At 45.5% G+C, this 21852-nt stretch carries 20 protein-coding genes; 15 read left to right on the top strand and 5 right to left on the bottom strand.

All coding sequences use genetic code 11. From position 1 onward, the window contains the following. Nucleotides 1-373 precede the first annotated feature (373 nt). The gene (locus O3A65_00520; protein ID MDA1330945.1) at nucleotides 374-1288 is read left to right on the top strand and encodes an NAD(P)-dependent oxidoreductase; all 915 of its coding nucleotides are present in this window, start codon (nucleotides 374-376) and stop codon (nucleotides 1286-1288) included. Here O3A65_00520 and O3A65_00515 read toward each other — a convergent pair. The 3 genes from O3A65_00515 to O3A65_00505 form a co-directional block, all read right to left on the bottom strand. After that, the gene (locus O3A65_00515) at nucleotides 1278-2771 is read right to left on the bottom strand and encodes a CoA-acylating methylmalonate-semialdehyde dehydrogenase (protein ID MDA1330944.1); all 1494 of its coding nucleotides are present in this window, start codon (nucleotides 2769-2771) and stop codon (nucleotides 1278-1280) included. The genes O3A65_00520 and O3A65_00515 overlap by 11 nt on opposite strands. 101 nt (nucleotides 2772-2872) lie before the next feature. Further along, entirely contained in the window at nucleotides 2873-4348 is a 1476-nt protein-coding gene (locus O3A65_00510; protein MDA1330943.1) for a M81 family metallopeptidase, read from the bottom strand. A gap of 80 nt (nucleotides 4349-4428) precedes the next feature. Beyond that, nucleotides 4429-5721, bottom strand: a complete 1293-nt coding sequence (locus O3A65_00505) for an aspartate aminotransferase family protein (GenBank protein MDA1330942.1) — start codon at nucleotides 5719-5721, stop codon at nucleotides 4429-4431. A gap of 263 nt (nucleotides 5722-5984) precedes the next feature. Here O3A65_00505 and O3A65_00500 point away from each other — a divergent pair, with 263 nt between their 5' ends. The 6 genes from O3A65_00500 to O3A65_00475 are packed head-to-tail and all read left to right on the top strand — an operon-like array spanning nucleotide 5985 to nucleotide 10925. Beyond that, nucleotides 5985-7181, top strand: coding sequence for an acyl-CoA dehydrogenase family protein (locus O3A65_00500; protein ID MDA1330941.1), 1197 nt, complete (start codon nucleotides 5985-5987; stop codon nucleotides 7179-7181). 60 nt (nucleotides 7182-7241) lie between these two features. Next, complete coding sequence (locus O3A65_00495; protein ID MDA1330940.1) at nucleotides 7242-8432, top strand: acyl-CoA/acyl-ACP dehydrogenase; 1191 nt, start codon at nucleotides 7242-7244, stop codon at nucleotides 8430-8432. A 30-nt stretch (nucleotides 8433-8462) separates the two neighbouring features. Then, nucleotides 8463-9314, top strand: a complete 852-nt coding sequence (locus tag O3A65_00490) for a 3-hydroxyacyl-CoA dehydrogenase family protein (GenBank protein ID MDA1330939.1) — start codon at nucleotides 8463-8465, stop codon at nucleotides 9312-9314. Nucleotides 9315-9350: 36 nt separating this feature from the next. After that, nucleotides 9351-9812, top strand: a complete 462-nt coding sequence (locus O3A65_00485; GenBank protein MDA1330938.1) for a MaoC family dehydratase — start codon at nucleotides 9351-9353, stop codon at nucleotides 9810-9812. Continuing rightward, the gene (locus O3A65_00480) at nucleotides 9812-10564 is read left to right on the top strand and encodes a 2-phosphosulfolactate phosphatase (protein MDA1330937.1); all 753 of its coding nucleotides are present in this window, start codon (nucleotides 9812-9814) and stop codon (nucleotides 10562-10564) included. Before O3A65_00485 ends, O3A65_00480 begins: the two co-directional genes overlap by 1 nt. A 37-nt stretch (nucleotides 10565-10601) precedes the next feature. Next, on the top strand, nucleotides 10602-10925 hold the full coding sequence (locus O3A65_00475) for a hypothetical protein (GenBank protein ID MDA1330936.1): 324 nt from the start codon (nucleotides 10602-10604) through the stop codon (nucleotides 10923-10925). A 193-nt stretch (nucleotides 10926-11118) separates the two neighbouring features. Here the strand turns inward: O3A65_00475 and O3A65_00470 are convergent, their stop codons facing one another. Beyond that, nucleotides 11119-12039, bottom strand: coding sequence for a dihydrodipicolinate synthase family protein (locus tag O3A65_00470; GenBank protein ID MDA1330935.1), 921 nt, complete (start codon nucleotides 12037-12039; stop codon nucleotides 11119-11121). A gap of 100 nt (nucleotides 12040-12139) precedes the next feature. On the opposite strand from O3A65_00470, the gene O3A65_00465 reads away from it, so the two are divergent. The 8 genes from O3A65_00465 (at nucleotide 12140) to O3A65_00430 (ending at nucleotide 20598) form a co-directional block, all read left to right on the top strand. Continuing rightward, complete coding sequence (locus tag O3A65_00465) at nucleotides 12140-12910, top strand: HpcH/HpaI aldolase/citrate lyase family protein (GenBank protein ID MDA1330934.1); 771 nt, start codon at nucleotides 12140-12142, stop codon at nucleotides 12908-12910. Next, nucleotides 12907-13368: a MaoC family dehydratase gene (locus tag O3A65_00460; GenBank protein ID MDA1330933.1), complete on the top strand. Its 462-nt coding sequence runs from the start codon at nucleotides 12907-12909 to the stop codon at nucleotides 13366-13368. The genes O3A65_00465 and O3A65_00460 overlap by 4 nt, the downstream gene beginning before the upstream one ends. A 260-nt stretch (nucleotides 13369-13628) precedes the next feature. Continuing rightward, nucleotides 13629-14063, top strand: coding sequence for a thioesterase family protein (locus O3A65_00455; GenBank protein MDA1330932.1), 435 nt, complete (start codon nucleotides 13629-13631; stop codon nucleotides 14061-14063). 97 nt (nucleotides 14064-14160) lie between these two features. Next, nucleotides 14161-15375 (top strand): acyl-CoA dehydrogenase family protein, encoded by a 1215-nt coding sequence (locus O3A65_00450; protein ID MDA1330931.1) that lies wholly within the window; start codon nucleotides 14161-14163, stop codon nucleotides 15373-15375. A gap of 575 nt (nucleotides 15376-15950) precedes the next feature. After that, complete coding sequence (locus O3A65_00445) at nucleotides 15951-16400, top strand: (2Fe-2S)-binding protein (GenBank protein ID MDA1330930.1); 450 nt, start codon at nucleotides 15951-15953, stop codon at nucleotides 16398-16400. An 18-nt stretch (nucleotides 16401-16418) separates the two neighbouring features. After that, on the top strand, nucleotides 16419-18620 hold the full coding sequence (locus tag O3A65_00440; protein ID MDA1330929.1) for a molybdopterin-dependent oxidoreductase: 2202 nt from the start codon (nucleotides 16419-16421) through the stop codon (nucleotides 18618-18620). A 146-nt stretch (nucleotides 18621-18766) separates the two neighbouring features. Beyond that, on the top strand, nucleotides 18767-19780 hold the full coding sequence (locus O3A65_00435) for an XdhC family protein (protein MDA1330928.1): 1014 nt from the start codon (nucleotides 18767-18769) through the stop codon (nucleotides 19778-19780). Between the two features lie 62 nt (nucleotides 19781-19842). Further along, nucleotides 19843-20598, top strand: coding sequence for a glucose 1-dehydrogenase (locus O3A65_00430; GenBank protein MDA1330927.1), 756 nt, complete (start codon nucleotides 19843-19845; stop codon nucleotides 20596-20598). A gap of 43 nt (nucleotides 20599-20641) precedes the next feature. Here the strand turns inward: O3A65_00430 and O3A65_00425 are convergent, their stop codons facing one another. Continuing rightward, a complete protein-coding gene (locus tag O3A65_00425) occupies nucleotides 20642-21817 on the bottom strand; it encodes an acyl-CoA dehydrogenase (protein ID MDA1330926.1) in 1176 nt (391 codons plus the stop codon). Between the last annotated feature and the right edge of the window lie 35 nt (nucleotides 21818-21852).

Raw genomic sequence — 21852 nt, 5'->3', positions numbered from 1 at the left:
TAGAATTCTAGGTATATTGGATATCATTAAATTTTTTAAATAATAGTGTTTACGTGAAAAGATTTTTTTCAGTCCACCATAACTATCCCATGACGTAGAAACAAAGTAGCCACAGTCTATGGGTAGATTGACGCCGATTCTTTTGGCAATCTCCTCACTTCTTTGATTGATGTCATCAATAATTATGGATGCATTTCTCCGTGCTTATTCACGCGCGCAAGCCTCACAATACCACTTGTGTCACCAGTGATCATACTAAGTCCTAAAATTGATTTCTGTGTCATGCTGTTCTTCTTGTTGTTTTATTTAGTTTATTACGGTTCTCATAAAGTCGGTAATGTTTGTTTTAGACCGAGGGTAAGGAGCAAAAATAATGTCACACACAATTAATCCTAAAGTTGGGTGTTTAGGCGCCGGCATACTTGGTAGTGCCATTATGGAACGACTGATTCGCGCGGGATATCCTACGCTTATTTGGAACAGAGATATACGCAAGCTGCGTAGACTGCAAGAGATCGGTGGGACACCTTGTGTTTCTCCAAAACAGGTCGCGGAACAGGCTGAATTTTTAATTATTTGTGTGACTGATACTGATGCGGTTGAAAAGATTGTTTTTGGTGAAGGAGGCATAGCTCAAGTGCGCGGTTTTGCACATACCTTAATTGATATGTCCACGTGTGAGTCTGAACAAACTCGATCTATGGCTGAGCGACTGAAATCGGAATCTTCAATCGACTGGCTTGATGCACCTATATCTGGTGGGGCAATTGCTGCGAAAGAGGGAAGGATGACTATTATGGTGGGTGGTTCTCGATCTGTTTTTGAGCGAGCACAGCCGATATGGCAGGTTTTGGGTCGAAGGGTGACACTGATGGGGGCGTCTGGTGCTGGCCAAGCGACTAAAATGATTAATCAACTTTTGGTGTCTAGCGGTTTAGTCATGCTAGCTGAGGCCTGTTCATTAGCGGAGAAGATTGGAGTCAATACGGATCAAATTCCGCAGGCATTATTTGGCGGTAGAGCTGATTCATGTCAATTGCAGGAAATGTTTCCTAAGATGGCTCATTCTGAGCATTCCATAACCGCGCGCTCAAATATCATGCTTAAGGACCTCGATATGATTGATAAGCTGGGTCAAAAGAACAACCTCAGCTTACCCTTGGTCAAGACTACTAAGGACGCTTTTAAGAAGATGGATGCTGCAGGCCTGGGTGATAGCGACACGAGTGAACTGATCAAGTTGTATCGGCAACAGTCTTTAGCTTATCCTGATCCATTTACTTCATAACGGGCATTGTAAATTCGGCACCACTTTTAGCATCTGTCGGCCACCGGGTAGTGACAGTTTTAAGATGAGTATAAAAACGCACCCCTTCTGGTCCGTAGGCATAATGATCTCCGAATAGTGAACGCTTCCATCCGCCAAAACTATGAAAAGCGACAGGTACCGGGATGGGAATGTTAATACCCACCATGCCAACTTGAATGCGTGATGCGAATTCCCGTGCGGTATATCCATCTCTTGTGAATAGAGATACTCCATTACCGAATTCGTGCGCATTGATGAGTTGTAAAGCGGCCTCAAAGTCATCAACTCTGACGATCGATAAAACGGGACCAAAGATTTCTTCTTTATATATGGTCATACTAGGGGTGACATGATCGAAAAGACAGCCTCCGATAAAAAACCCATTTTCGTAACCGGCAACGGAAGTATTTCTTCCATCCACAATTAATGACGCGCCTTCTGAAATTCCTTTTTCAATGTAGCTTTTTACTTTTTCAAGATGAGCGCTTGTAACCAATGGGCCCATATCAGGCTCGTTGATTATGCCATTTCCAATTTTAAGCTCGGTAGTTCGTTCAATGAGTCGCGCCACTAATTGGTCGGCAATGTCGCCCACAACCACTCCGACAGAGATTGCCATGCAGCGTTCACCTGCAGATCCATAAGCAGCACCCATTAACGCGTCTACGGCTTGCTCAATATCCGCATCCGGCATAACAACTAAATGGTTTTTTGCCCCTCCTAGCGCTTGCACGCGCTTTCCATATTGTGTGCCAGTTCTGTAGACGTATTCCGCAATTGGCGTAGACCCTACAAAGCTAATAGCTGAAATTCTCGGGTCACTCAGTAGCGTGTCTACAGCAATTTTGTCACCTTGTACAACATTGAATACGCCATCAGGAAGCCCTGCTTCCTTTGCCAAGTCTGCCATCAGAAGACTCGGGGAAGGGTCTTTCTCAGAGGGTTTTAAAATGAAAGTATTTCCACAGGCGATGGCCATGGGAAACATCCACATGGGCACCATGGCGGGAAAGTTAAAAGGAGTGATTCCGGCGCATACGCCTAGCGGCTGTCGAACAGAATAACTATCGACCCCTGCCCCCACTTGCTCCGTGTATTCTCCTTTAAGTAACTGTGGTATCCCGCAGGCGTATTCGACAACTTCTATGCCTCTTGCAATTTCTCCTTTAGCGTCTGAAAAAACTTTTCCGTGTTCGCTGGTGATCATTGCAGCGAGATCGTCAATATGATGCTCAAGAAGTTGTTTATACTTGAACATCACGCGAGCCCGTTTCAATGGGGGTGTGTTGGACCATGAGGGTAGGGCCTCAGTTGCCACCCGAATCGCTTCTTCCGTTTCCTGTTTTGAAGCAAGCGCAACGCGCGCAGTCACCTCCCCCGTCCCTGGGTTGAAGACATCTACCGTGTTTTTGTCTTGGCCTTGATAGTGTGCGCCGTTAATAAAATGGTTAATTACTTTCATGTCTTAGTCGAATCCCATACGCCATATATATTTATATGGACAGTTTATCGGTTCTCGTTACATTTTTCTGACGACCAATTTTTGGACTCTAAGTGCAAAACCTAGTCTAGATTATCAAGCGGATAGATTGGTCGTCGGATCTTTTCATAATTGAACATTGTCCAATCTGACGAACCTACCCCGACACCGGCACAGTAAACGCTGTGCTTTGCGATGGGTAAGAATACCGGTCGAAAATACATTCTGGACTTCAGTAATAAATATTTTTTTGTTGTGGGGTCGATACCAACACTCGTAAAGACACCTCGATCCCAAGGTTCTTGCAGTTTTTCAGTGATTACAAGTTCAGCGTCTCCCGTATCGAATACTACGGTACGGCCCATAGAGGCTTTTACACCCGTAAATTGTGGGCCAGTAATGACATAGTTACCATCGGTAATATTTTTTATAACACCGGTCAACTCAAGCGGCTCTCCTTTTTTATTGATAGCTGGCATATCTGTTTTACCACCAATGGGAAGGGTGATCATTGCCCCAATTCCGGCTTCAATCAATTGGCCGACAGCCTCTGGATCGCGAATTGGACCTACTGCGATATCACTCAGACCCTGCTTGAGTGCTTCTCGTAGGGTTGTCATCGTGTCTTGAGTGGCTCCAGTAGCACAGTTGTCTGGGTGATCGAGTAGAAGTATTGGACCTTCTTTTAGCGACTTCGCGTGACGAATGGAATCTTCTAATGGTTCGTCCCTCCAGATAAATGCTTCCTTTTGTTCCCAGGCGACACTCAGGATTGCCTCACATTCTGTTTTTGCTAAATCGTGGTCATTATCCGTAATCATCACGACACTCATACCGGCATCCGGTATGTCTGCCATTGGGAAGCCACCAAAAGCAGAGCTTGCTAAAACGTTAGGTTTACGCTCTGAATGGGCGGCTCGATCAGCGTAGTCCTTCATGGCGCCTTCTGATGTGTTCATTTTGAGCGTTTGTGCGAGCAAGGGAATATTGTTCCAGTGCATCACCGGTTCGATCTCTCCTCGATACAACCTCAGTAGTAATTTTCCTGCGCGCATTCCGGTTTCGTACATATCGATATGTGGATATGTTTTATATCCAACAATGATATTTGCATTACGCACCATGTCTGACGTGACGTTGGCATGTAAGTCTAGAGAAACAGCAATGGGAGTTGTTGGTGCCACCTCACGAATTTTCTTGAGCAAAGTACCTTCGCCGTCGAGTGTCCTATCTCTGACGACCATGGCGCCATGGAGATCTAACATGATTAGATCGCAGCCTTGCCGCACACCCTCGATAATGAGTTCACAAAATCGATCGTAGGCGACTGCGGAGACCGGGCCGCTGGGATAAGCAAAGCCAGCCACTGGAGTAACAATATCTGCATTTTCTTGTTCCGCGATATCGATAAATGCACCGATTGGCGTCTTTGTGCCTTTCATTGCGTGATAGGCATGAACACCAATATAGGGACCGTCCGGACCAAACGATTCCCACGGTGTTTCTACGGGAGAGAACGTATTGGTTTCATGTTCCATTTGGGCTATCAAAATTTTCATTGGTATGACTTCTGGCTTAGATAAAGAATCGATGGAACGAGAGCCCATTAATTGTCAGCAAAAAGGCAATGTGTAATGGTCTAATGCGACTTAAGTGCTATCTTTATCGTTTCGACGATTTTGTCAATGTGATGTTTCGATGCAATGAACGAAGGTGTTAATGCAATTGTATCTCCACTAGTTCTTACTAAGACCCCATTTTCATAACAGGTTACAAATATCTTGTTCGCTCGTTTTCCGGGTAATCCAGGAATGGGGTCAAGTTCAATTCCACCCATTAGTCCAAGGTTTCGGATATCAATAACGTGAGGTAGACCTTTTAGTGAATGCAGGGCTTCCTCGAAATACGGTGCTAACTCCTTACTTTTTTCGAAAAGGCCCTCTTCTTTGTATACATCTAGTGTGGCGATGGCTGCAGCGCTAGCTAATGGGTGTCCCGAGTAGGTATACCCGTGGAAGAATTCAATTTGTTCTTCAGGCCCATTGAGAAATGCATGATAGATTTTTTCACTCACGATGACTCCGCCCAGTGGGACTGCGCCGTTCGTCACACCTTTAGCGAATGTGATCATGTCGGGTGTAACTTCGAAGGTGTCTGCTGCAAACGCCTTACCGGTTCGACCAAAACCTGTGATCACTTCATCGAAAATTAGTAGTATTCCATATTTGTCGCAAATCTCACGAAGTCTCTGTAAATAGCCTATTGGAGGTACGAGTACGCCTGTGGAGCCAGCTACAGGTTCTACGATAACAGCAGCAATATTTGATTGATCATGAAGTGTCACGATACGTTCAAGATCATCAGCTAAATGAGCACCCCAAGTCGGTTGACCCTTAGAAAACGCGTTTTCTTCAAGGTTGTGTGTGTGGGGAAGGTGATCAACACCAGGAAGCAGTGCAGTGCTGAAGAGCTTGCGGTTCGACGTCATTCCTCCTACGGACATACCTCCAAATCCCACACCATGATAACCCCGCTCCCTTCCTACAAACCGATGCCTGTGTTCTCCTTTTGCACGATAGTAACCAAGGGCAACCTTTAACGCGGTATCGATGGCTTCGGAGCCAGAGTTTGTGAAAAAAACGGTATCAAGTCCTTCGGGTGCCAAGTTCGAAATCAATTCTGCGGCTTGAAACTGAATGGGGTGGCCCATATTAAAAGATGGGGCGAAATCGAGGTCTTTAGCCTGTCTTTGAATGGCTTTGACGATAGGCTCTCTACCGTGCCCAGCATTGACACACCATAAGCCTGCGATGCCATCAAGAATTTCTTTGCCCTCAGTCGTTTCATAAAACATACCGCGCGCTTTATGGATGAGTCTTGGGGCAGCTTTAAATTGTCGGTTAGGAGTGAACGGCAACCAGAGCGGTCTCATGTTAATGCTTTGGTTCACTTCATTTAACACTAAATCATCTCTTGAATTCATGGCCAGCAATCCTTAGGTAAATGGCAATGGTAATTTCATCATCAGTTTTATAATTTAAAATCATTTAATATTGATCAATAAATATCATAGATTAAAAGTATCATAGACGTTTAAAATCCTACCTGCATCAAATTTATAAGGCAGATATGCGGGAGCCCGTGGAATAACTTGTTTTTGCTTCGATTCTTAATAACCTTAAATGGTATTTACATATGGATATTAACTTTACTCAAGAAGAGATTTCCTTCTCAGAAGAAGTTAGAGATTTTGTTTCTAAGCAATTGCCTGGCGATGTCTCGAAAAAAGTTTTAGAACATAAACGCATTGGCAAAGAGGATGTTCTTAAATGGCATTTGGCTCTGTATGAGAAGGGATGGGTAGCGCCTAGTTGGCCTGAACGATTTGGCGGTTGTGGTTGGAACTCTGTATATCGACATATATTTGATGTTGAGTCGTCTGCTCTTGGCGCTCCTCGGTTGTCGCCCTTTGGCCTAGGTATGATTGGCCCAGTACTTATGGCTCACGGCACAGAAGCACAACAGAATATTTATCTGCCTAAAATACTTTCAGGAGAAGAGTGGTGGTGCCAGGGATATTCTGAGCCTGGATCCGGTTCTGATTTGGCTTCATTAAATACTCGAGCCGAAAGAAAAGGCGGTTCTTTCGTTGTTAATGGGCAGAAAACGTGGACAACTCATGCTCAATGGGCAGATAAAATATTTTGTCTGGTACGAACAGGATCTGGCACTCGTAAGCAAGAGGGTATTTCCATGTTGCTTTGTGATATGAATACGCCAGGTATTGAGATTAGGCCAATTGTGACGCTGGACGGTGAGCATGAAGTCAATGAAGTCTGGTTTCAAGATGTAGAAGTGCCGATTGAGAATTTGGTTGGGGATGAGGGTAAGGGATGGTCGATCGGAAAGTTTTTGCTCTCTCATGAGCGAACCGCAATTGCTGGGGTAGGTGTTTCTAAGCAAGAGTTAGTTTATCTCAAGCACCTTGCATCGATACATCACTATCATGGTAAGCCAGTGAAGGATGATCCGGTTTTTTTGGATCGTATTGCTGAGTTAGAGATCGATCTTTTAGCACTGGAGATGACCGTTTTGAGAGTGGCTGCAGGTGAGGTTTCTGGCGGAGAGCCTGGACCAGAGGCATCAATCTTGAAAATTCGCGGTACTGAAATACAACAACGACTTACTGAGCTTCAACTTGAAGTTGCCGGTCAGTCGGCTTTGCCCCACTTGCCGATGGCATGGGGTGATCATTGGTTGGGTGAGACTCCTGGCGCTCTTCATGCGGCACCGCTTGCCGCGCGTTACTTAAATACTCGAAAGACCTCTATTTATGGGGGGACCAACGAGATACAACGAAACATTATTGCTCAACGAGTCTTAGGGCTCTGATGTTGTTGTGGGTCTTTAAGTGAGTGGTGATTCAATGAAATTCAATCTTAGGATACGCCTATGAAGTTTGTATTTACGGATGAACAGAAGCTGTTCAAAGATGGTTTAGATCGATTTCTTGAGAAAAATTTTTCTCTTGATGCTAGAAGAAAAATGGTCGAATCAAAAGAAGCCCACTCTGAGCATGTATGGGCGGGCCTGGCATCTATGGGAGCCCTAGGCGTGCCTGTTTCAGAAGATAGTGGAGGGTTCGGTGGGGCGGGAATTGAAGCTATGATTATCATGCAGCATCTGGGTAAGCATTTGGTTCTTGAACCTTATTTATCCTCTGTCATCTTGGCAGGCGGGTTGGTTGATCTCTGTGGCTCTGAGTTCCAGAAAAAAGTATTAATTCCAGATCTCGTGGCAGGAGAGGGTAAGTTGGCCTTCGCGCACATTGAGCAATTGAACGATGAGGGCGGAGAGTTACTTCATACAACAGCAACCCAGTCTGGCAACAATTGGGTGCTCAAAGGGGAAAAGAAATTAATTCTTGGGGGTGCGACAGCGAATCGGTTCATTGTCTCAGCGAGAACTAGAGAGAGTGATGATAAAAACGTAGGCGTGACTCTGTTTATTGTCGAATCGTTAGATGAGAAAATAGGCGGTAAAGCATATCCATTGATCGATGGTAGTCGAGTGTTGGATATTCAATTAAATGATGTTGAGGTCGGTCCCGAATCTGTTTTGGGAACAATTGATCAAGGTCAGTCGGCTATTGATTGTGTTAATGATCGAGCCACAGCAGCCATTTGCGCTGAGGCGCTTGGAATTATGGAGGTCATCCACGAAATGACAATGGAGTATCTTCGGACTAGAAAGCAGTTTGGATCGGCTTTGTCGCAGTTTCAAGTGCTTCAACATCGAGCGGTTGACATGTTTATCAATATTGAAGAGGTTCGATCTTTAGTGATGTATGCAGCAGCGAAGGCTTGGAGTGCAAATGAGCACGAAAGAGTTAGGGCAGTTTCAGCTGCAAAGGCTCTGACAAATCGTGCTGCTCGGCTGGTTGCGCAAGAAGCAATTCAGCTTCACGGTGGAATGGGGATGACGCTTGAATTACCGCTGGCGGACTTTGTAAGACGGCTGTTGGCAATTGAGCTGATGTTTGGTGGTGAGCGATTTCAAAGACGTCGGTTTGCGGATGCTGAAGATCAAGGTTCCGCAAAAAGTGTATATGTTTCTCCCAAAAAGCGATGGAAACAAATCTGAATTATCGCTCCAAATCTTTAGGAGTTTTTAATGATATTTAAAACGGTAGGCGTAGTTGGTGCTGGTTTAATGGGATCAGAGATTGCACTTGTATTCGCGCTTTCAGGTCGACGAGTGAAATTGCATGATGCAGACCCGTCGCTTGTTGATCAAGCTATGAAGCGGTTAGAACGCGTACTAGAAAAGGGCGTCGATCGAGGGGTCTATGATCCGGGTGTGATTGATGTAGTTTTGCCTCGCATTGAACGCTGCAAGGGTTTAGATAATTACTCTGATTGTGATTTAGTTGTTGAGGCAGTGTTTGAAGACGAAAAGGTGAAGGCGAGCGTGTTTTCCGATTTGGATAGATTTGTTTCTAATGACTGTGTGTTGGCTAGCAATACTTCTAGTATCTCAATTACGACGCTTGCGTCTAAAGTTTCTGAGTCTCGCAGGACGCACTTTATCGGTACCCATTTTTTTTCGCCAGCGTCGCGAATGAAGCTGGTAGAGGTTATCCCCGGTTTAGATACTGATGCATCAATCGTTGCGCAGGTGATGAATATATGTCGAGAGATTGGAAAAACACCTATCGAAGTTAAAGATGTTGTCGGTTTCGCGGTTAATCGTCTGCTTCACGCAATGATGATTGAAGCGACCCGATTAGTTGAGGAAGGAGTTGCTTCGCCTGAGGATATAGATGTCGCATGCCGTCTAGGTCTTGGACATCCCATTGGTCCCTTCCAATTGATGGACGCGACACAAATTAGTCTATCTCTACAAGTCCAGGAAATTTTATGTGAGGCTTATGGTGATCGTTTTAAGCCAAGGCCCATCATGAAACAAATGGTTGGTGCTGGTTATAACGGGAAAAAATCCGGTCGGGGTTGGTATAAGTCGTAACTTCTAATACCGTTAAGGTGAGTTTAAAGTTTAAATATGGATGTTGAAAAGAAATTGTATTGGGAGGATTTTGCCCCCGATATTCGAGAGTCAATGGGACAGGTTACTGTTGATCTGAATGAGGTTCTCGAGTTTGCCCGCCGTTATGACCCGCAGTCCTTCCACATCAGTGAGGAACAGGCTCAACATTCGATCTATGGTGGGATTATTGCAAGTGGTTGGCATACTTGCGCAATGGTCATGCGACTTATGTGTGACTCATTCTTGTTGAACTCGATGAGCTTGGGGTCGCCAGGCATAGAAGGGGTGAAATGGCCACACCCAGTGTATCCTGGAGATGTTTTAACCGCATATCGAACAGTTATTGAAACTCGAGCTTCCGGGTCTAAACCTGATCGTGGGATTGTAAAAACGTTTTGGGAAGTCGAAAACCAAAATGGTGATTTAGTTATGTCTATGACGGGTGTTAACTTCTTTTTAAGGCGAGGGGTAGGTTAATGATTCAGGAAGTCAATCACTTCAAACATAAGGTGCATGTTCTATTCAAAAGGGAAGATCTTGATTATGAGCGACTCGAGGGTAAAGTTGCCATTGTTCTCGATGTTTTATTTGCGACTACGACAATTATTCATGCAATTCATTCTGGCGCGAAAGATGTGATTCCCACTTTGAATGAGGGAGCTGCCCGAGGGGTCGCTAACAATTATGATGAGAGCGCTCGTCTGTTGGCTGGCGAATTGTATGGAGAGACATTGCCGGGGTTTTTACGCCCAACGCCGCTAAGACTGGCTGAGGAACGGTTAAGCGACAAGACATTAATTTACTCAACAACCAACGGTACGGTTGCGCTTAAGCAGGCAGCAGCGGCTGACGAAGTCTTCGTGGGCGCGCTAATTAATGCCGAGGCATTGGTGGACCATGTATTGTCCTCATGCGCTGGGAAAACTATTCTGGTCGTGTGCTCTGGCTCTATGGGTAATCCGAATCTCGAAGACGCTTTTGGCGCGGGTTATTTTATCGATTTATTGAAGGCCCGCATGCGGAATGCGGGCCCTGATGCTTTTTCTGATACTGCAGAGGCGGCACGTATGATTTTCAAATCTGAACTTTCTGTGGAATCTTTGCTCAGATCACGTGTTGGACGTATGATGGTTGAGCGCGGGATGGAAGAGGAGGTTCGGTTCGCGGCAAATCTGAGCACACATCAGACTGTCCCTAAAGTATTTGGTGGGATTGTCAAACCTGTGTGAGCGGTACGGTCACTTGTAACTCATTTTTTTGGAGTTAATGATGAAGTTTCTTTGTTTGTGGTTTTTTTTCGCAGTCTCTTTCGGAAGCGTCACGCATGCTGCCATTAATTGTAGTAACCCTGCAGGAGGTGTAGAGCGCTTAATTTGCACCAGCAGCCGCGCTTCGGTTGCGCAAGAGGATTTGGCGTTTTCCTACAATCTCGCGATGCGCAGAGGTGTTGATATTAAGGTATTACAGCAGTCTCAAACTGAATGGCACAATAACGTGTTAAGTCAATGTAATAACGTAACGTGTATTGTTGATGCTATGGCTGAGCGGGGCGCTGAAATTGAAAATATGGATGGCCAGTCTGACCAATAACTATTCTTGTAGTTATAAGGTCTTGTTCGATTGCTTTCTAGCTTACTTGTGCAAGCTTAGTGCGTCGTCAGATCTTGTCTCGCTTATCAATCTCACTCCTATTGAATTGACCCTCTTTTCCCATTAGCGTCCTGAGGATAAGTAATAGCCCAGATTTCTGTTTAATTCCAAGGCTTGTTGAACGAGGTTTCTGCTAAATAGAATCTAGATTGACTGGATTGGTCACGTTTTGATTCGGTAGTATGTACTGCAAAAGCATTTTGAGTGTTGTTGTGACGGACTCGGTGCCTTGCACTCCTGGAGATCTTACTCTAGCGGTGCGAATAGCTCCGCGCATTTTAAAAAGCTCCTTTCGAATTGCTACACCTGGGTGTTGTTCATAAACGATTAAGGGCAGAAAGCGTTGATATATTCTGTGAACGGACGTCCAATCTTTTTGTTCTGCGGCCGCCACCAGCGCTATTAGCACCTCTGGAAATGCAAACCCTGTGTTGAATCCATCCGATCCACTCTCTAAGTCAAAAGCGGCATACAGAGCGCCAAGTCCGGTCATTACGCTGATTTTTTCCTGATAACGCGCTTTGAGTGATTGAAGTTTCGGTGCGGTCGGTACGGCTTCTAACTTTACGCCACCCCATCCAGTCAGCTCGTCCAACATCCTAAAGATTAATTCGTTGGGCATATGTACGCCAGTTGAGGCGGGGTGGTCTTGCAAAATAACGGGCAGATCAGTTTCATTCAATATGGTTTGAAAATGCGTAAATACTTTTGCATCTGATGGACCCGGCTCTGTTTGTGGGGTCACCATCACTGCACTTGCGCCTAATCTTTTTGCAGTAGCGTTGTGGTGGATTACGGAACGTGTTCCAGTTGCGCTTGTGCCAACAATAACGGGTAGTTGGTCAGCTGTCTGGATTGCTGTGTCGATAATTAACTCTCGTTCATTATCAGTTAGGCGGTTTGCTTCTCCAAGCACTCCTAATATTGTGACTCCATTCACTCCAATGTCTTTCATTAATTGAATCATAGTTTGGATGGAGCTTGTGTCCACCGTCTCGTCTTCGTTGAATGGAGTAACTAGAATGGGTATAACGCCACAAAATTTCATACTCATGATTTCTTATTAAAGGTTATGATTTATTCAAATGATTTCAATGTGAGTTTATATCCAGAAAAACTCATTTATAAACCCTTATAGAGCAAGAGGCCAATGTATGCAATTTATACAGAATAAACTAAAAGCAGCGCTGCAAGACGGTAAGGCTCAAATAGGATGTTGGTTGATGACGGGTAGCCCTTTAGCTGCTGAAATATGCGCATCCAGTGGTTTCGATTGGGTATTAATTGATATGGAACATACCCCGAATGACGTGCCACAAGTGTTATCACTGGTGCACGCGGCTTCGGCATATCCGGTTTCGATTGCGGTACGAGCGCCATGGAATGATGCCGTTATGATTAAACGACTACTGGACATGGGAGTGCAAACCATCATGTTGCCAAACGTTAGGACCAAACAAGAGGCGGAGGCTGCGGTTGCTGCGGTTCGGTATCCACCTCGAGGCGTTAGAGGCGTATCTGGAAACTCTCGATCAAATCGGTTTGGTCGAATTAAAGATTATTTCGCTCTTGCCGATCAGCACATTTGTTTGATTGTTCAAATCGAAACTAAAATAGGTTGGGATAACGTTGAGCAAATTGCTGCTGTTGATGGTATTGATTGTCTTTTTGTCGGGCCTGCTGACTTGGCAGCAGATATTGGGTATCTTGGAAAAAATGCTGAGGCTATTCCGCAGGCTGCTATAGCTGATGTGATTGCGCGCACGGTCAACTCGGGTTGTGCAGCCGGCATCCTTGCGTTTGATGATGCTGAGGCAAAGAAATGGTTGAGTAAAGGTGCGACTCTTATCGCCGTCACGGGGGATGGATTTCTTTTGTCTCGGGGAATGGATGCTGTTGTGCAATCTTTTAAGGCGGCGAGATGAAAAAACTATCCGTGGCTAAGCCATCTGATTTAATAAATCATATTGGTGAGGATCTCGCCTTGAGCGAATGGGTTTGTGTGACTCAGGAGATGATTAACTTGTTTGCCCAATCGACTGGGGATCACCAATGGATTCATGTGGATGTTGAGCGGGCGGCCAAAGATACGCCGTTTGGGTCGACAATTGCCCATGGGTTTCTGACCTTATCTCTCCTCTCTAAATTCCTTAATGAGACGATGGATCTTGGGGCATCAAAAATGGGAATTAATTATGGGTTAAATCGCGTACGGTTTACCGCCCCAGTGAAAAGCGGATCCATGGTTAGGGCTCGATTCGTGCTTCAAAATTTGGTTCCAATAGATGATGGCGTACAGCTTGAGTGGCAGGTGACTGTTGAGGCTAAAGATGAGGTAAAGCCCGTTTTGGTTGCTGAATGGTTAACTAGGCGGTACGGCTAGATTATTTTTAAATGAAGTAGAAGAATGTCTAACTTGATGCAATTTAGGTGTAATAAACGGTCAACTCCTTTATTGAGGTGCTTGCAAAAAGTGCGGCTAATACGGAACGTGAAGTTTGAAAAAATCGAGCAAGGTCAGCGGATCAAATCCAATATTTTAAAAATGGGACGCAGGCTGTTAGAGATGTACTCGAGGAGCATGCAATGGGATGCTGTCTGCGGGATGACTTCTAAATGATTTATTAAAAAGAAGAACGATAAATGCTTAATGAAAATTTTCGTTTTTCGCATCAAATTCGGGTGCGTTGGTCCGAAGTGGATGCACAGGGGGTTGTATTTAACCCCCACTATTTAGCGTTTGCTGATATTGGTATAACTGAATATTATCGAGCTATTGGTATGTCATACCCAGATGCATTCGATGTTGCCGTAGCTGATCTTTACGCAAAAAAAACTCAAATAGAGTATCACGCAGCAGCTCGATATGATGAGGTGCTTGAGCTTTTTGTTCGTATTTCTCGCTTGGGGCGAAGTAGTTTTGATTTTCATATTGAGGTCATGCGTTCTAAAGAATCCATCGCAACGGTAGAAATAACTTATGTCCATGCGAATTTGAAAAAGCAACAATCAGTCCCATTGACGCAGCAATTCCGAAACGCGTGCATCACGTTCGAGAACGTCCCTCCAAAGCAGTGATGCACGTTGTGATATCCTTAAATTCTTAAGATTTGACTTTAGTTGAGCATTCGTCAAGATTATTGAATCCTCTGTAACCGTTAAGAAGGGATAGATTGTGGATTTTGAGTTTTCATCAAAAGTTAAGGGACTTCAAGTTCAACTCAATGGATTTATGGATGAGCACATCTATCCGAATGAAAGTGCCTTTCACGCCGAGGTTGAGGCTAATCGCAAGGCGGGAGATGCTTGGGTGCCGACTAAATTGGTTGAGGCATTAAAGCTGAAAGCTCGTAAAAAAGGCCTATGGAACTTGTGGAGGCCTAAGGCGCATGGAGGGGAATTTACCAATGTTGAGTATGCCCCGATGTGCGAGATTATGGGGCGAATTACTTGGGCTTCCGAGGTGTTTAACTGTTCAGCTCCTGATACTGGAAATATGGAGACATTACTCCGATATGGAACGCCCGAATTACAGCAAAAATGGGCCGAGCCGTTAATTGAAGGAAAAATTAGGTCAGCATTTTTGATGACCGAACCGGAGGTTGCCTCCTCCGACGCAACGAATATTGAGTGCCTTATAAAGCGTGATGGCGACGATTATGTGATTAATGGTCGTAAGTGGTGGTCTTCGGGCTTAGGTGATCCAAGATGTGAGGTGTTAATCGTGATGGGGAAGACTGACCCTGATGGGGCTGACCGGCATAAGCAGCAGTCGATGATCGTGGTTCCAACTTCGACGCCAGGTATTAAGGTTGAGAGGGCTTTGACTGTATTTGGCTATGACGATGCGCCGCATGGGCACATGGAAGTGTTATTGCAAAATGTTCGAGTGCCAGCCTCAAATATTCTTTTGGGAGAGGGGCGGGGATTTGAAATTGCGCAAGGTCGTTTGGGACCCGGGCGAATTCATCATTGCATGAGAATTATTGGTCAAGCCGAACGGGCGTTAGAATTCATGATTCGTCGCCTTAAGTCCCGAGTGGCGTTTGGGAAACCTGTGGCTGAACAGTCAGTTTGGCATGAGCGTATTGCTGAGTCTCGCATGATGATTGATCAAGCTCGGCTATTAACTCTGAAAGCTGCGCATATGATGGATACTGTTGGAAATAAGGAGGCCAAAAAAGAAATAGCGATGATCAAAGTGATCGCGCCTAATATGGCTCAAAAAATTATTGATTGGGCGATTCAAGCGCATGGTGGGGGTGGGGTTTGTCAGGAGTTTCCCCTTGCTTGGATGTGGGCTCACAACCGTTCGATGCGACTGGCTGATGGACCAGATGAGGTGCATCGAGCTCAGGTAGCCAGACTCGAGTTAAAAAAATATATGTGATTGATGTATGTACCGAGGTTTTGAAAAGTCCCTAGCTTTGCCGGGGATTTTTTTTGGGCTAGTCTAGTAACGCGGAAGATTTGAGGCTTTTAACGAGGGGTCGAAGTGGTGGACCGGTTCTACCCCACCCCATAATTTTTAGGGTGAATAATTTGGGCGTCACCCGTCACCCGTGTTCCGAACGGCGCCACATCTACCGAAAGCCATAAGCTAATGTGCTACGGTGCGAGTGAGTTTTTTTGCTATTCGCGCAAATAATGTTGCGACGCAATAAAGGTTTAAGGTTCATCTTAAGTACTACATTTATAACGCTTATTTTATTGCCTCCAAGCAGGGCTTGCAGGGTACTCGCTAGAACTTAGGTTTGATGATTTGCTAAATTTATTGCAATTGCTCTGTGTTTTTGATTCATCCCTTACTAGCAGAATATTTCAAGATAGTTCTCTGCGCTTGAAAGTAGGCCGATTATCATGTACTTTCGCTAAGTAACATTCTTTATAGTAGTTACACCCTAATATTCTTTATAGTAGTTACACCCTAATAAAACCTAAAGCTTCGAAAGGGGGAGTTTTAATATGAAAGTCAGCTTCAAAGTAAATGGTAAAAGCGAGACTGTTGAAGTCTCTGCGGATACACCATTACTGTGGGTACTTCGCGACACGCTCGGTTACACGGGCACGAAATTCGGTTGTGGAAAAGCTCTATGTGGTGCGTGTACGGTTCATCTAAATGGAAGTGCAGTACGTTCCTGTCAAGTACAGATAGGTTCGATTTCTGGTGCAAACGTGACGACCATCGAAGGTCTGGGTGGAAATCATAAAGTGCAGCGTGCATGGGAAGCCTTAGATGTTCCTCAGTGTGGATATTGTCAGCCTGGGCAAATTATGTCCGCTTCAGCGCTACTGTCTGCGAATAAAAATCCTTCAGATGAGGATATTGATGCGGCGATGTCGGGCAATATTTGCCGATGTGGTACTTATCCTCGAATCCGCGCTGCTATTAAAGCCGCGGCGAAGATGTCTTAACGAGGGAGGAATCGAGACATGGAAATGATTGCAAAAAATGAAGGTCGTCGTGACTTCCTGAAAGTCAGTGGATCTGTTGCCGGTGGGTTGGCGTTGGCGTTCTACTTGCCAACTTCACGCATGGCGCAAGCTGCTGAAGGTGGTAGCCCAAATGCTTGGGTAAAAATTGCCGCTGACAACACAGTAACTATTATGTGTGCTCGTTCAGAAATGGGTCAGGACGTTTACACCTCAATGCCAATGCTTGTTGCAGAGGAACTTGAGGTTGACATAAACGCTATTAAAGTTGAGTTTGCTCAACCAGCAGAGGTTTACATTAACTCTCTTCTTGGTGGGCAGCTAACTGGTGGTTCAACAGCGGTTCGTGATGGCTGGGAAAAGCTACGTAAAGCTGGTGCATCAGCTCGTATGATGTTGGTTGCTGCTGCAGCTGACAACTGGGGTGTTGACGCAAGCAAGTGTACCGCTGCTAACGGCGTGATCCAAGGCCCTGGTGGCAAGAAGGCCACTTACGGTTCAGTCGCAGCGAAAGCAGCAACGATGGAAGTTCCAAAAGAAGTGCCATTGAAGCCAGCTAGCCAGTTTAAGATCGTTGGTAACGTCAAGCAAAAGCGTCTTGATACGGCTATGAAAGTACGTGGTATCGCTCCATTTGGTATTGACACTCGCCTTCCGGGCATGAAGTACGCAGCAGTTTCGATGGCTCCAATGATGGGTGGAAAACTAATTTCTTTTGACGACAAGCGTGCGAAAAAGATGCCAGGCGTTCATTCGGTAGTTCAGTACAGCCGCGGTGTTGCAGTAGTGGCTAACGACTACTGGACTGCTAAGAAAGCAGTTGCTACGCTTGATCCTCGTTGGGATGCTGGTCCAAATGCAAATTTGGATATGACCGGTCTCTGGTCAAAAATGGAAAAGGCGTCGAATGGGGCTGGCGCAATCTTCCGTGAAAGTGGTGATGCCGATCAAGGTCTGGCAAAAGCTGCAAAAATGATCACTGCAGAGTTTCGTATGCCGTTCCAATCACACTCTCCAATGGAGCCACAGAATACGACTGCGCATGTTACAGCTGACAAGGCGCTGATCGTTACGCCAACTCAGTTCCAGCAGTTGATACCTCACGTCGTAAGTGGTGCTGTCGGCCTCAAGCCTGAGCAGGTTGAAGTTCGAACAACCTTCCTCGGCGGTGGTTTCGGACGTCGTGTTGAGGTTGACTACGCTATCGATGCTGCTGAAATTTCAAAAGCAGCTGGTGGGGTACCAGTCAATATGATTTGGAGCCGTGAAGATGACATGACGCATGATTCATATCGTCCAGGAGGTATTTACAAATTCACAGCTGGTGTGGATGAGAAGGGAAAGCTTACAGCTCTTAAGTTTAAGTCAACCAGTCCTTCAATTTCATCACGTTTGTTTCCAAGTATTGTGAAAGATGGCATCGACCCATTCGCAGTTGAGGGTATCGATAATTTCCCATACTTAGCCGACGCGGGTCTCAACTTCAGTTATGTCATGCATGACGCAGGAGTTCAGGTGGGTTATTGGCGTGGTGTGTCACACAACTTGAATGCCGTTGTGTTGGAGTGCTTCATTGACGAGCTAGCGAAAAGTGCTGGTGCTGATCCAATTCAGTATCGAATCGATATGCTTGATATGGGCGCAACCAAACACGCATGGTCTGGTCTCTCAGCTGGAGTGCCAGTTGGCGCCAGAATGAAGCACGTGTTGGAAGAAGTTCGTAAAAAAGCCAACTTCGGCAAGAAGATGCCAGCAGGTAAAGGCCAAGGTGTTGCAGTGATGGAAGGTTACAACGCTGTCATCGCTATCGTGGCTGAAGTAACTGTTGGCGCTGACTTTGATGTCGTTGTTGATAAAGTTACGGCTGTTGTTGACGGTGGTACGTTAATTCACCCAGATCAAGCATTAGCTCAGATCCAAAGTTCTATGAATCTAGGACAGGGCGCTGGTCTGATCAGTGAGATTACGGTTAAAAATGGTATCGTTGAGCAAAGTAACTTTGATGGATATCGAACCGTTCGTATCAACGAAACACCAAGAGTTATGGACATCCACTTTGTTAAGAGTGATGGTGCTCCTGCCGGTCTTGGTGAACCAGCAACCGCGGTTATCGTTCCAGCAATTGCTAACGCAATACATGCTGCATCTGGTAAGCGTGTGCGTACGTTCCCTGCTCTTCCAGAGAACATAGCAGCTGGCTAATGTGATCCTGCAATCGGATCTGGAATTAATTTTCTGGATCCGAGAATATCTGAAACCCCCAGTAAATACTGGGGGTTTTTTTATAGTTCGCAGTCCATAGTGATCTGTAACAGATGATATTAACGAGATAAGAAATTGATAAATAAATGGATAGTGTAGACCTACAAGTACTTAAAACGAGCCTCGAATGGCGCACGGCAGGCCACGATGTTATTTTAGGCACGATAGTTCAAACATGGGGCTCATCACCCAGACCTCCAGGAGCTATGTTAGCAATTCGTGACGATGGACTTGTGTCTGGCTCGATCTCAGGCGGGTGTATTGAGGACGACATGATCAATAAAGTTAGAGATCAGTCCCTCGAGGTAGATAATCCTACTGTTGTTACTTATGGAATCAGTAAAGAAGAAGCGAATCGATTTGGTCTTCCTTGTGGGGGAACATTACAGGTCGTTCTTGAAAAAATTAGCGACGATAAGTGTTTTCGAGAGCTGCTTACGCGGATCGAACAACACCAACTCGTATGTCGTTCTGTGGTAATTGCGACAGGTAAAGTCAGTTTAGAGGATGCGTCATCAAATGACGAAATCTCCTTTGATGGGGAGGTGCTTCGTTGTGTTTACGGTCCGCGTTGGAGGCTCATCATTATTGGTGCTGGGCAGCTATCGACCTATGTTGCGCAAATGGCGAAGGCGCTTGATTACCATGTGATTGTTTGTGACCCAAGATCTGAATATGCAGACACTTGGTCAGTACCGGGAACGGTCCTTTCCCGTGAGATGCCTGACGACTTAGTAGTGGCGTTAAAATTAGATGCTCACTCGGCAGTGGTCGCTGTGACGCATGATCCTAAGTTGGACGATTTAGCGTTGATGGAGGCTTTAAAGTCCTCTTCATTTTATGTGGGTGCTCTTGGGTCTCGTTTGAACAGTAAAAATCGCCGAGAGCGTTTACTTCTTTTTGATTTAGATTCGTCTGAAATTGACCGGTTGCATGGGCCAGTAGGTTTGAGAATAGGCAGTAAGACGCCTCCTGAAATAGCGGTCTCAATCCTTGCTGAGATAACGGCTGTTCGTAACGGAGTTACTTTGGATTCTATTGGTTTTGATGCTGGCAAAGAGCTTACTGAGGACGCAACCTCGACAGTTTGTGCTGTTTGATCTTATAAATTAAACGGTCCCGTTAAATTGTTTTCTATATGTTTAGTACTAAGGAGTTTTGAATGAGATTAGAGAAAAAAGTCGCTATTGTCACGGGTGGTGGATCTGGGTTTGGCGAAGGAATAGCAATGCGATTTTCTCAAGAGGGCTGCCGCGTAATTGTTAACGATATTAACGTTGAGGGCGGTGAGCGAGTAGCTCAGGCTATTAAAGAGTCTGGTGGAGAAGCAGTTTTTTGTAGAGGCAACGTTGCGAGTAGTTCCGATTGGGCTGAACTGCTGAGCTGTTCTCTTGATAACTTTAGGAAACTTGATATCGTCATTAATAACGCGGGAACGACGCATCGAAATAAATCGATGCTTGACGTGACAGATGAGGAATTTGATCTAGTGTATGACGTCAATGTTAAAGGAATTTTTTATTCTGCAAAGAATTTAGTTCCTTACTTTAGAAAGCAAGGCGGTGGTAATTTTGTAACGATAGCTTCGACTGCCGGGATTAGACCTAGACCCGGTTTGGTTTGGTATAGCGGGAGCAAGGCTGCAGCGATCATAATTAGTCAGGCGATGGCTGTGGAATTAGCGCCCGATAAGATTCGAGTTAACGTGGTAAACCCCGTTGCCGGCGACACACCCCTGCTGGCTAAATTTATGGGTGAGGATACGCCGGAGATTCGAGCAAAATTTGCCGCTGTGATTCCACTGGGACGTTTCAGTCAGCCTCGTGATATTGCCAATGCGTGCTTATATTTAGCTTCTGATGAGGCTGATTTCATCACTGGGGCTTGTATTGAGGTTGATGGGGGACGTTGCGTCTAGCGCGTAGCGTGGGCTTACGGCGCCTTTGCATTCCCTTTAGTCGTTAGGCACCGGTAAACGCCTGAATCCCTGTTTGGGCGCGCCCAAGAATCAGTGCATGTACGTCGTGGGTACCCTCATAGGTATTCACAGCTTCTAAGTTCATTACATGTCGGATCACTTGGTATTCGTCTGAGATGCCATTCCCACCATGCATGTCTCGAGAGGCGCGAGCGATATCTAAGGCTTTGCCGCACGAATTTCGTTTGATGAGTGATATCAATTCTGGCGCGGCCTCATCCCGATCTAGCAGTCGACCAACTCGTAATGTGGCTTGTAGCCCGATGCTGATCTCTGTCTGCATATCCGCGAGTTTTTTCTGAACAAGCTGAGTCGCTGCTAAAGGCCGGCCAAATTGTTTCCGATTTAAAGTATATTCCCTTGCTGCCATCCAACAATATTCAGCGGCGCCTAGGGCTCCCCAAGCAATACCGTATCTTGCTTTATTCAAACAGCCAAATGGACCTGTTAACCCTTTCACATTGGGTAATAGATTTTCGTCAGGCACAAAGACATCGTCCATCACGATTTCTCCAGTGATTGATGCGCGGAGACTGAATTTCCCGGAGATCTTGGGTGTGTCGAGCCCTGTCATGCCGCGCTCTAAGATGAATCCACGGATAGTTCCAGAATCATCTTTAGCCCAAACAATCAGAACATCTGCAACAGGCGAATTGGTGATCCACATTTTTGCACCATGAAGCTTCCAGCCTCCGGGTGCTTTAGTCGCTCGCGTGGTCATGCCCCCAGCATCAGAGCCATAATCGGGTTCAGTCAATCCGAAACACCCAATCTTCTTTCCAGAAGCTAGGTCCGGTAGATATTTTTGGCGCTGCTCCTCGCTACCGTAGGTGAATATTGGATACATCACCAGACTGGATTGAACGCTCATCATAGATCTATAGCCAGAGTCGATGCGTTCGATTTCTCTAGCGATCAGTCCATAGGATACGTGGTTAACACCAGCGCATCCATAGCCAGTTATGGTAGACCCCAAAAAGCCCATCTCACCCATTTCATCAAAAATAGATCGGTCAAAGCTTTCATTTCGATTAGCCTCGATAATTCTAGGTGAGAGTTGTTTCATGCAAAATTCCCGAGCACTACCGGCTATGAGTCGCTCGTCATCCTCTAGTTGATCATTGAGTCGGAAAGGATCTTGCCAGTCGAATGAAGCCATCGGTTTACTCTCTAGTTGAAACGTGTGTTTATCGT

This window comes from Pseudomonadota bacterium (assembly GCA_027624715.1).
In the GTDB taxonomy this organism is placed as follows: Bacteria; Pseudomonadota; Gammaproteobacteria; order Burkholderiales; family Eutrophovitaceae; genus Eutrophovita.
Note: the sequence above shows the minus strand (reverse complement) of the source record. Positions and strands in the feature narration are given on the sequence as shown.

Coding starts and splice junctions, on each gene's coding strand:
- O3A65_00495 (MDA1330940.1), top strand. CDS start 7,242: ATGAAGTTTGTATTTACGGATGAACAGAAGCTGTTCAAAGATGGTTTA.
- O3A65_00435 (MDA1330928.1), top strand. CDS start 18,767: ATGGATAGTGTAGACCTACAAGTACTTAAAACGAGCCTCGAATGGCGC.
- O3A65_00485 (MDA1330938.1), top strand. CDS start 9,351: ATGGATGTTGAAAAGAAATTGTATTGGGAGGATTTTGCCCCCGATATT.
- O3A65_00465 (MDA1330934.1), top strand. CDS start 12,140: ATGCAATTTATACAGAATAAACTAAAAGCAGCGCTGCAAGACGGTAAG.
- O3A65_00430 (MDA1330927.1), top strand. CDS start 19,843: ATGAGATTAGAGAAAAAAGTCGCTATTGTCACGGGTGGTGGATCTGGG.
- O3A65_00455 (MDA1330932.1), top strand. CDS start 13,629: ATGCTTAATGAAAATTTTCGTTTTTCGCATCAAATTCGGGTGCGTTGG.
- O3A65_00480 (MDA1330937.1), top strand. CDS start 9,812: ATGATTCAGGAAGTCAATCACTTCAAACATAAGGTGCATGTTCTATTC.
- O3A65_00490 (MDA1330939.1), top strand. CDS start 8,463: ATGATATTTAAAACGGTAGGCGTAGTTGGTGCTGGTTTAATGGGATCA.
- O3A65_00445 (MDA1330930.1), top strand. CDS start 15,951: ATGAAAGTCAGCTTCAAAGTAAATGGTAAAAGCGAGACTGTTGAAGTC.
- O3A65_00505 (MDA1330942.1), bottom strand. CDS start 5,721: ATGAGACCGCTCTGGTTGCCGTTCACTCCTAACCGACAATTTAAAGCT.
- O3A65_00470 (MDA1330935.1), bottom strand. CDS start 12,039: ATGAGTATGAAATTTTGTGGCGTTATACCCATTCTAGTTACTCCATTC.
- O3A65_00460 (MDA1330933.1), top strand. CDS start 12,907: ATGAAAAAACTATCCGTGGCTAAGCCATCTGATTTAATAAATCATATT.
- O3A65_00510 (MDA1330943.1), bottom strand. CDS start 4,348: ATGAAAATTTTGATAGCCCAAATGGAACATGAAACCAATACGTTCTCT.
- O3A65_00475 (MDA1330936.1), top strand. CDS start 10,602: ATGATGAAGTTTCTTTGTTTGTGGTTTTTTTTCGCAGTCTCTTTCGGA.
- O3A65_00500 (MDA1330941.1), top strand. CDS start 5,985: ATGGATATTAACTTTACTCAAGAAGAGATTTCCTTCTCAGAAGAAGTT.
- O3A65_00515 (MDA1330944.1), bottom strand. CDS start 2,771: ATGAAAGTAATTAACCATTTTATTAACGGCGCACACTATCAAGGCCAA.
- O3A65_00520 (MDA1330945.1), top strand. CDS start 374: ATGTCACACACAATTAATCCTAAAGTTGGGTGTTTAGGCGCCGGCATA.
- O3A65_00440 (MDA1330929.1), top strand. CDS start 16,419: ATGGAAATGATTGCAAAAAATGAAGGTCGTCGTGACTTCCTGAAAGTC.
- O3A65_00425 (MDA1330926.1), bottom strand. CDS start 21,817: ATGGCTTCATTCGACTGGCAAGATCCTTTCCGACTCAATGATCAACTA.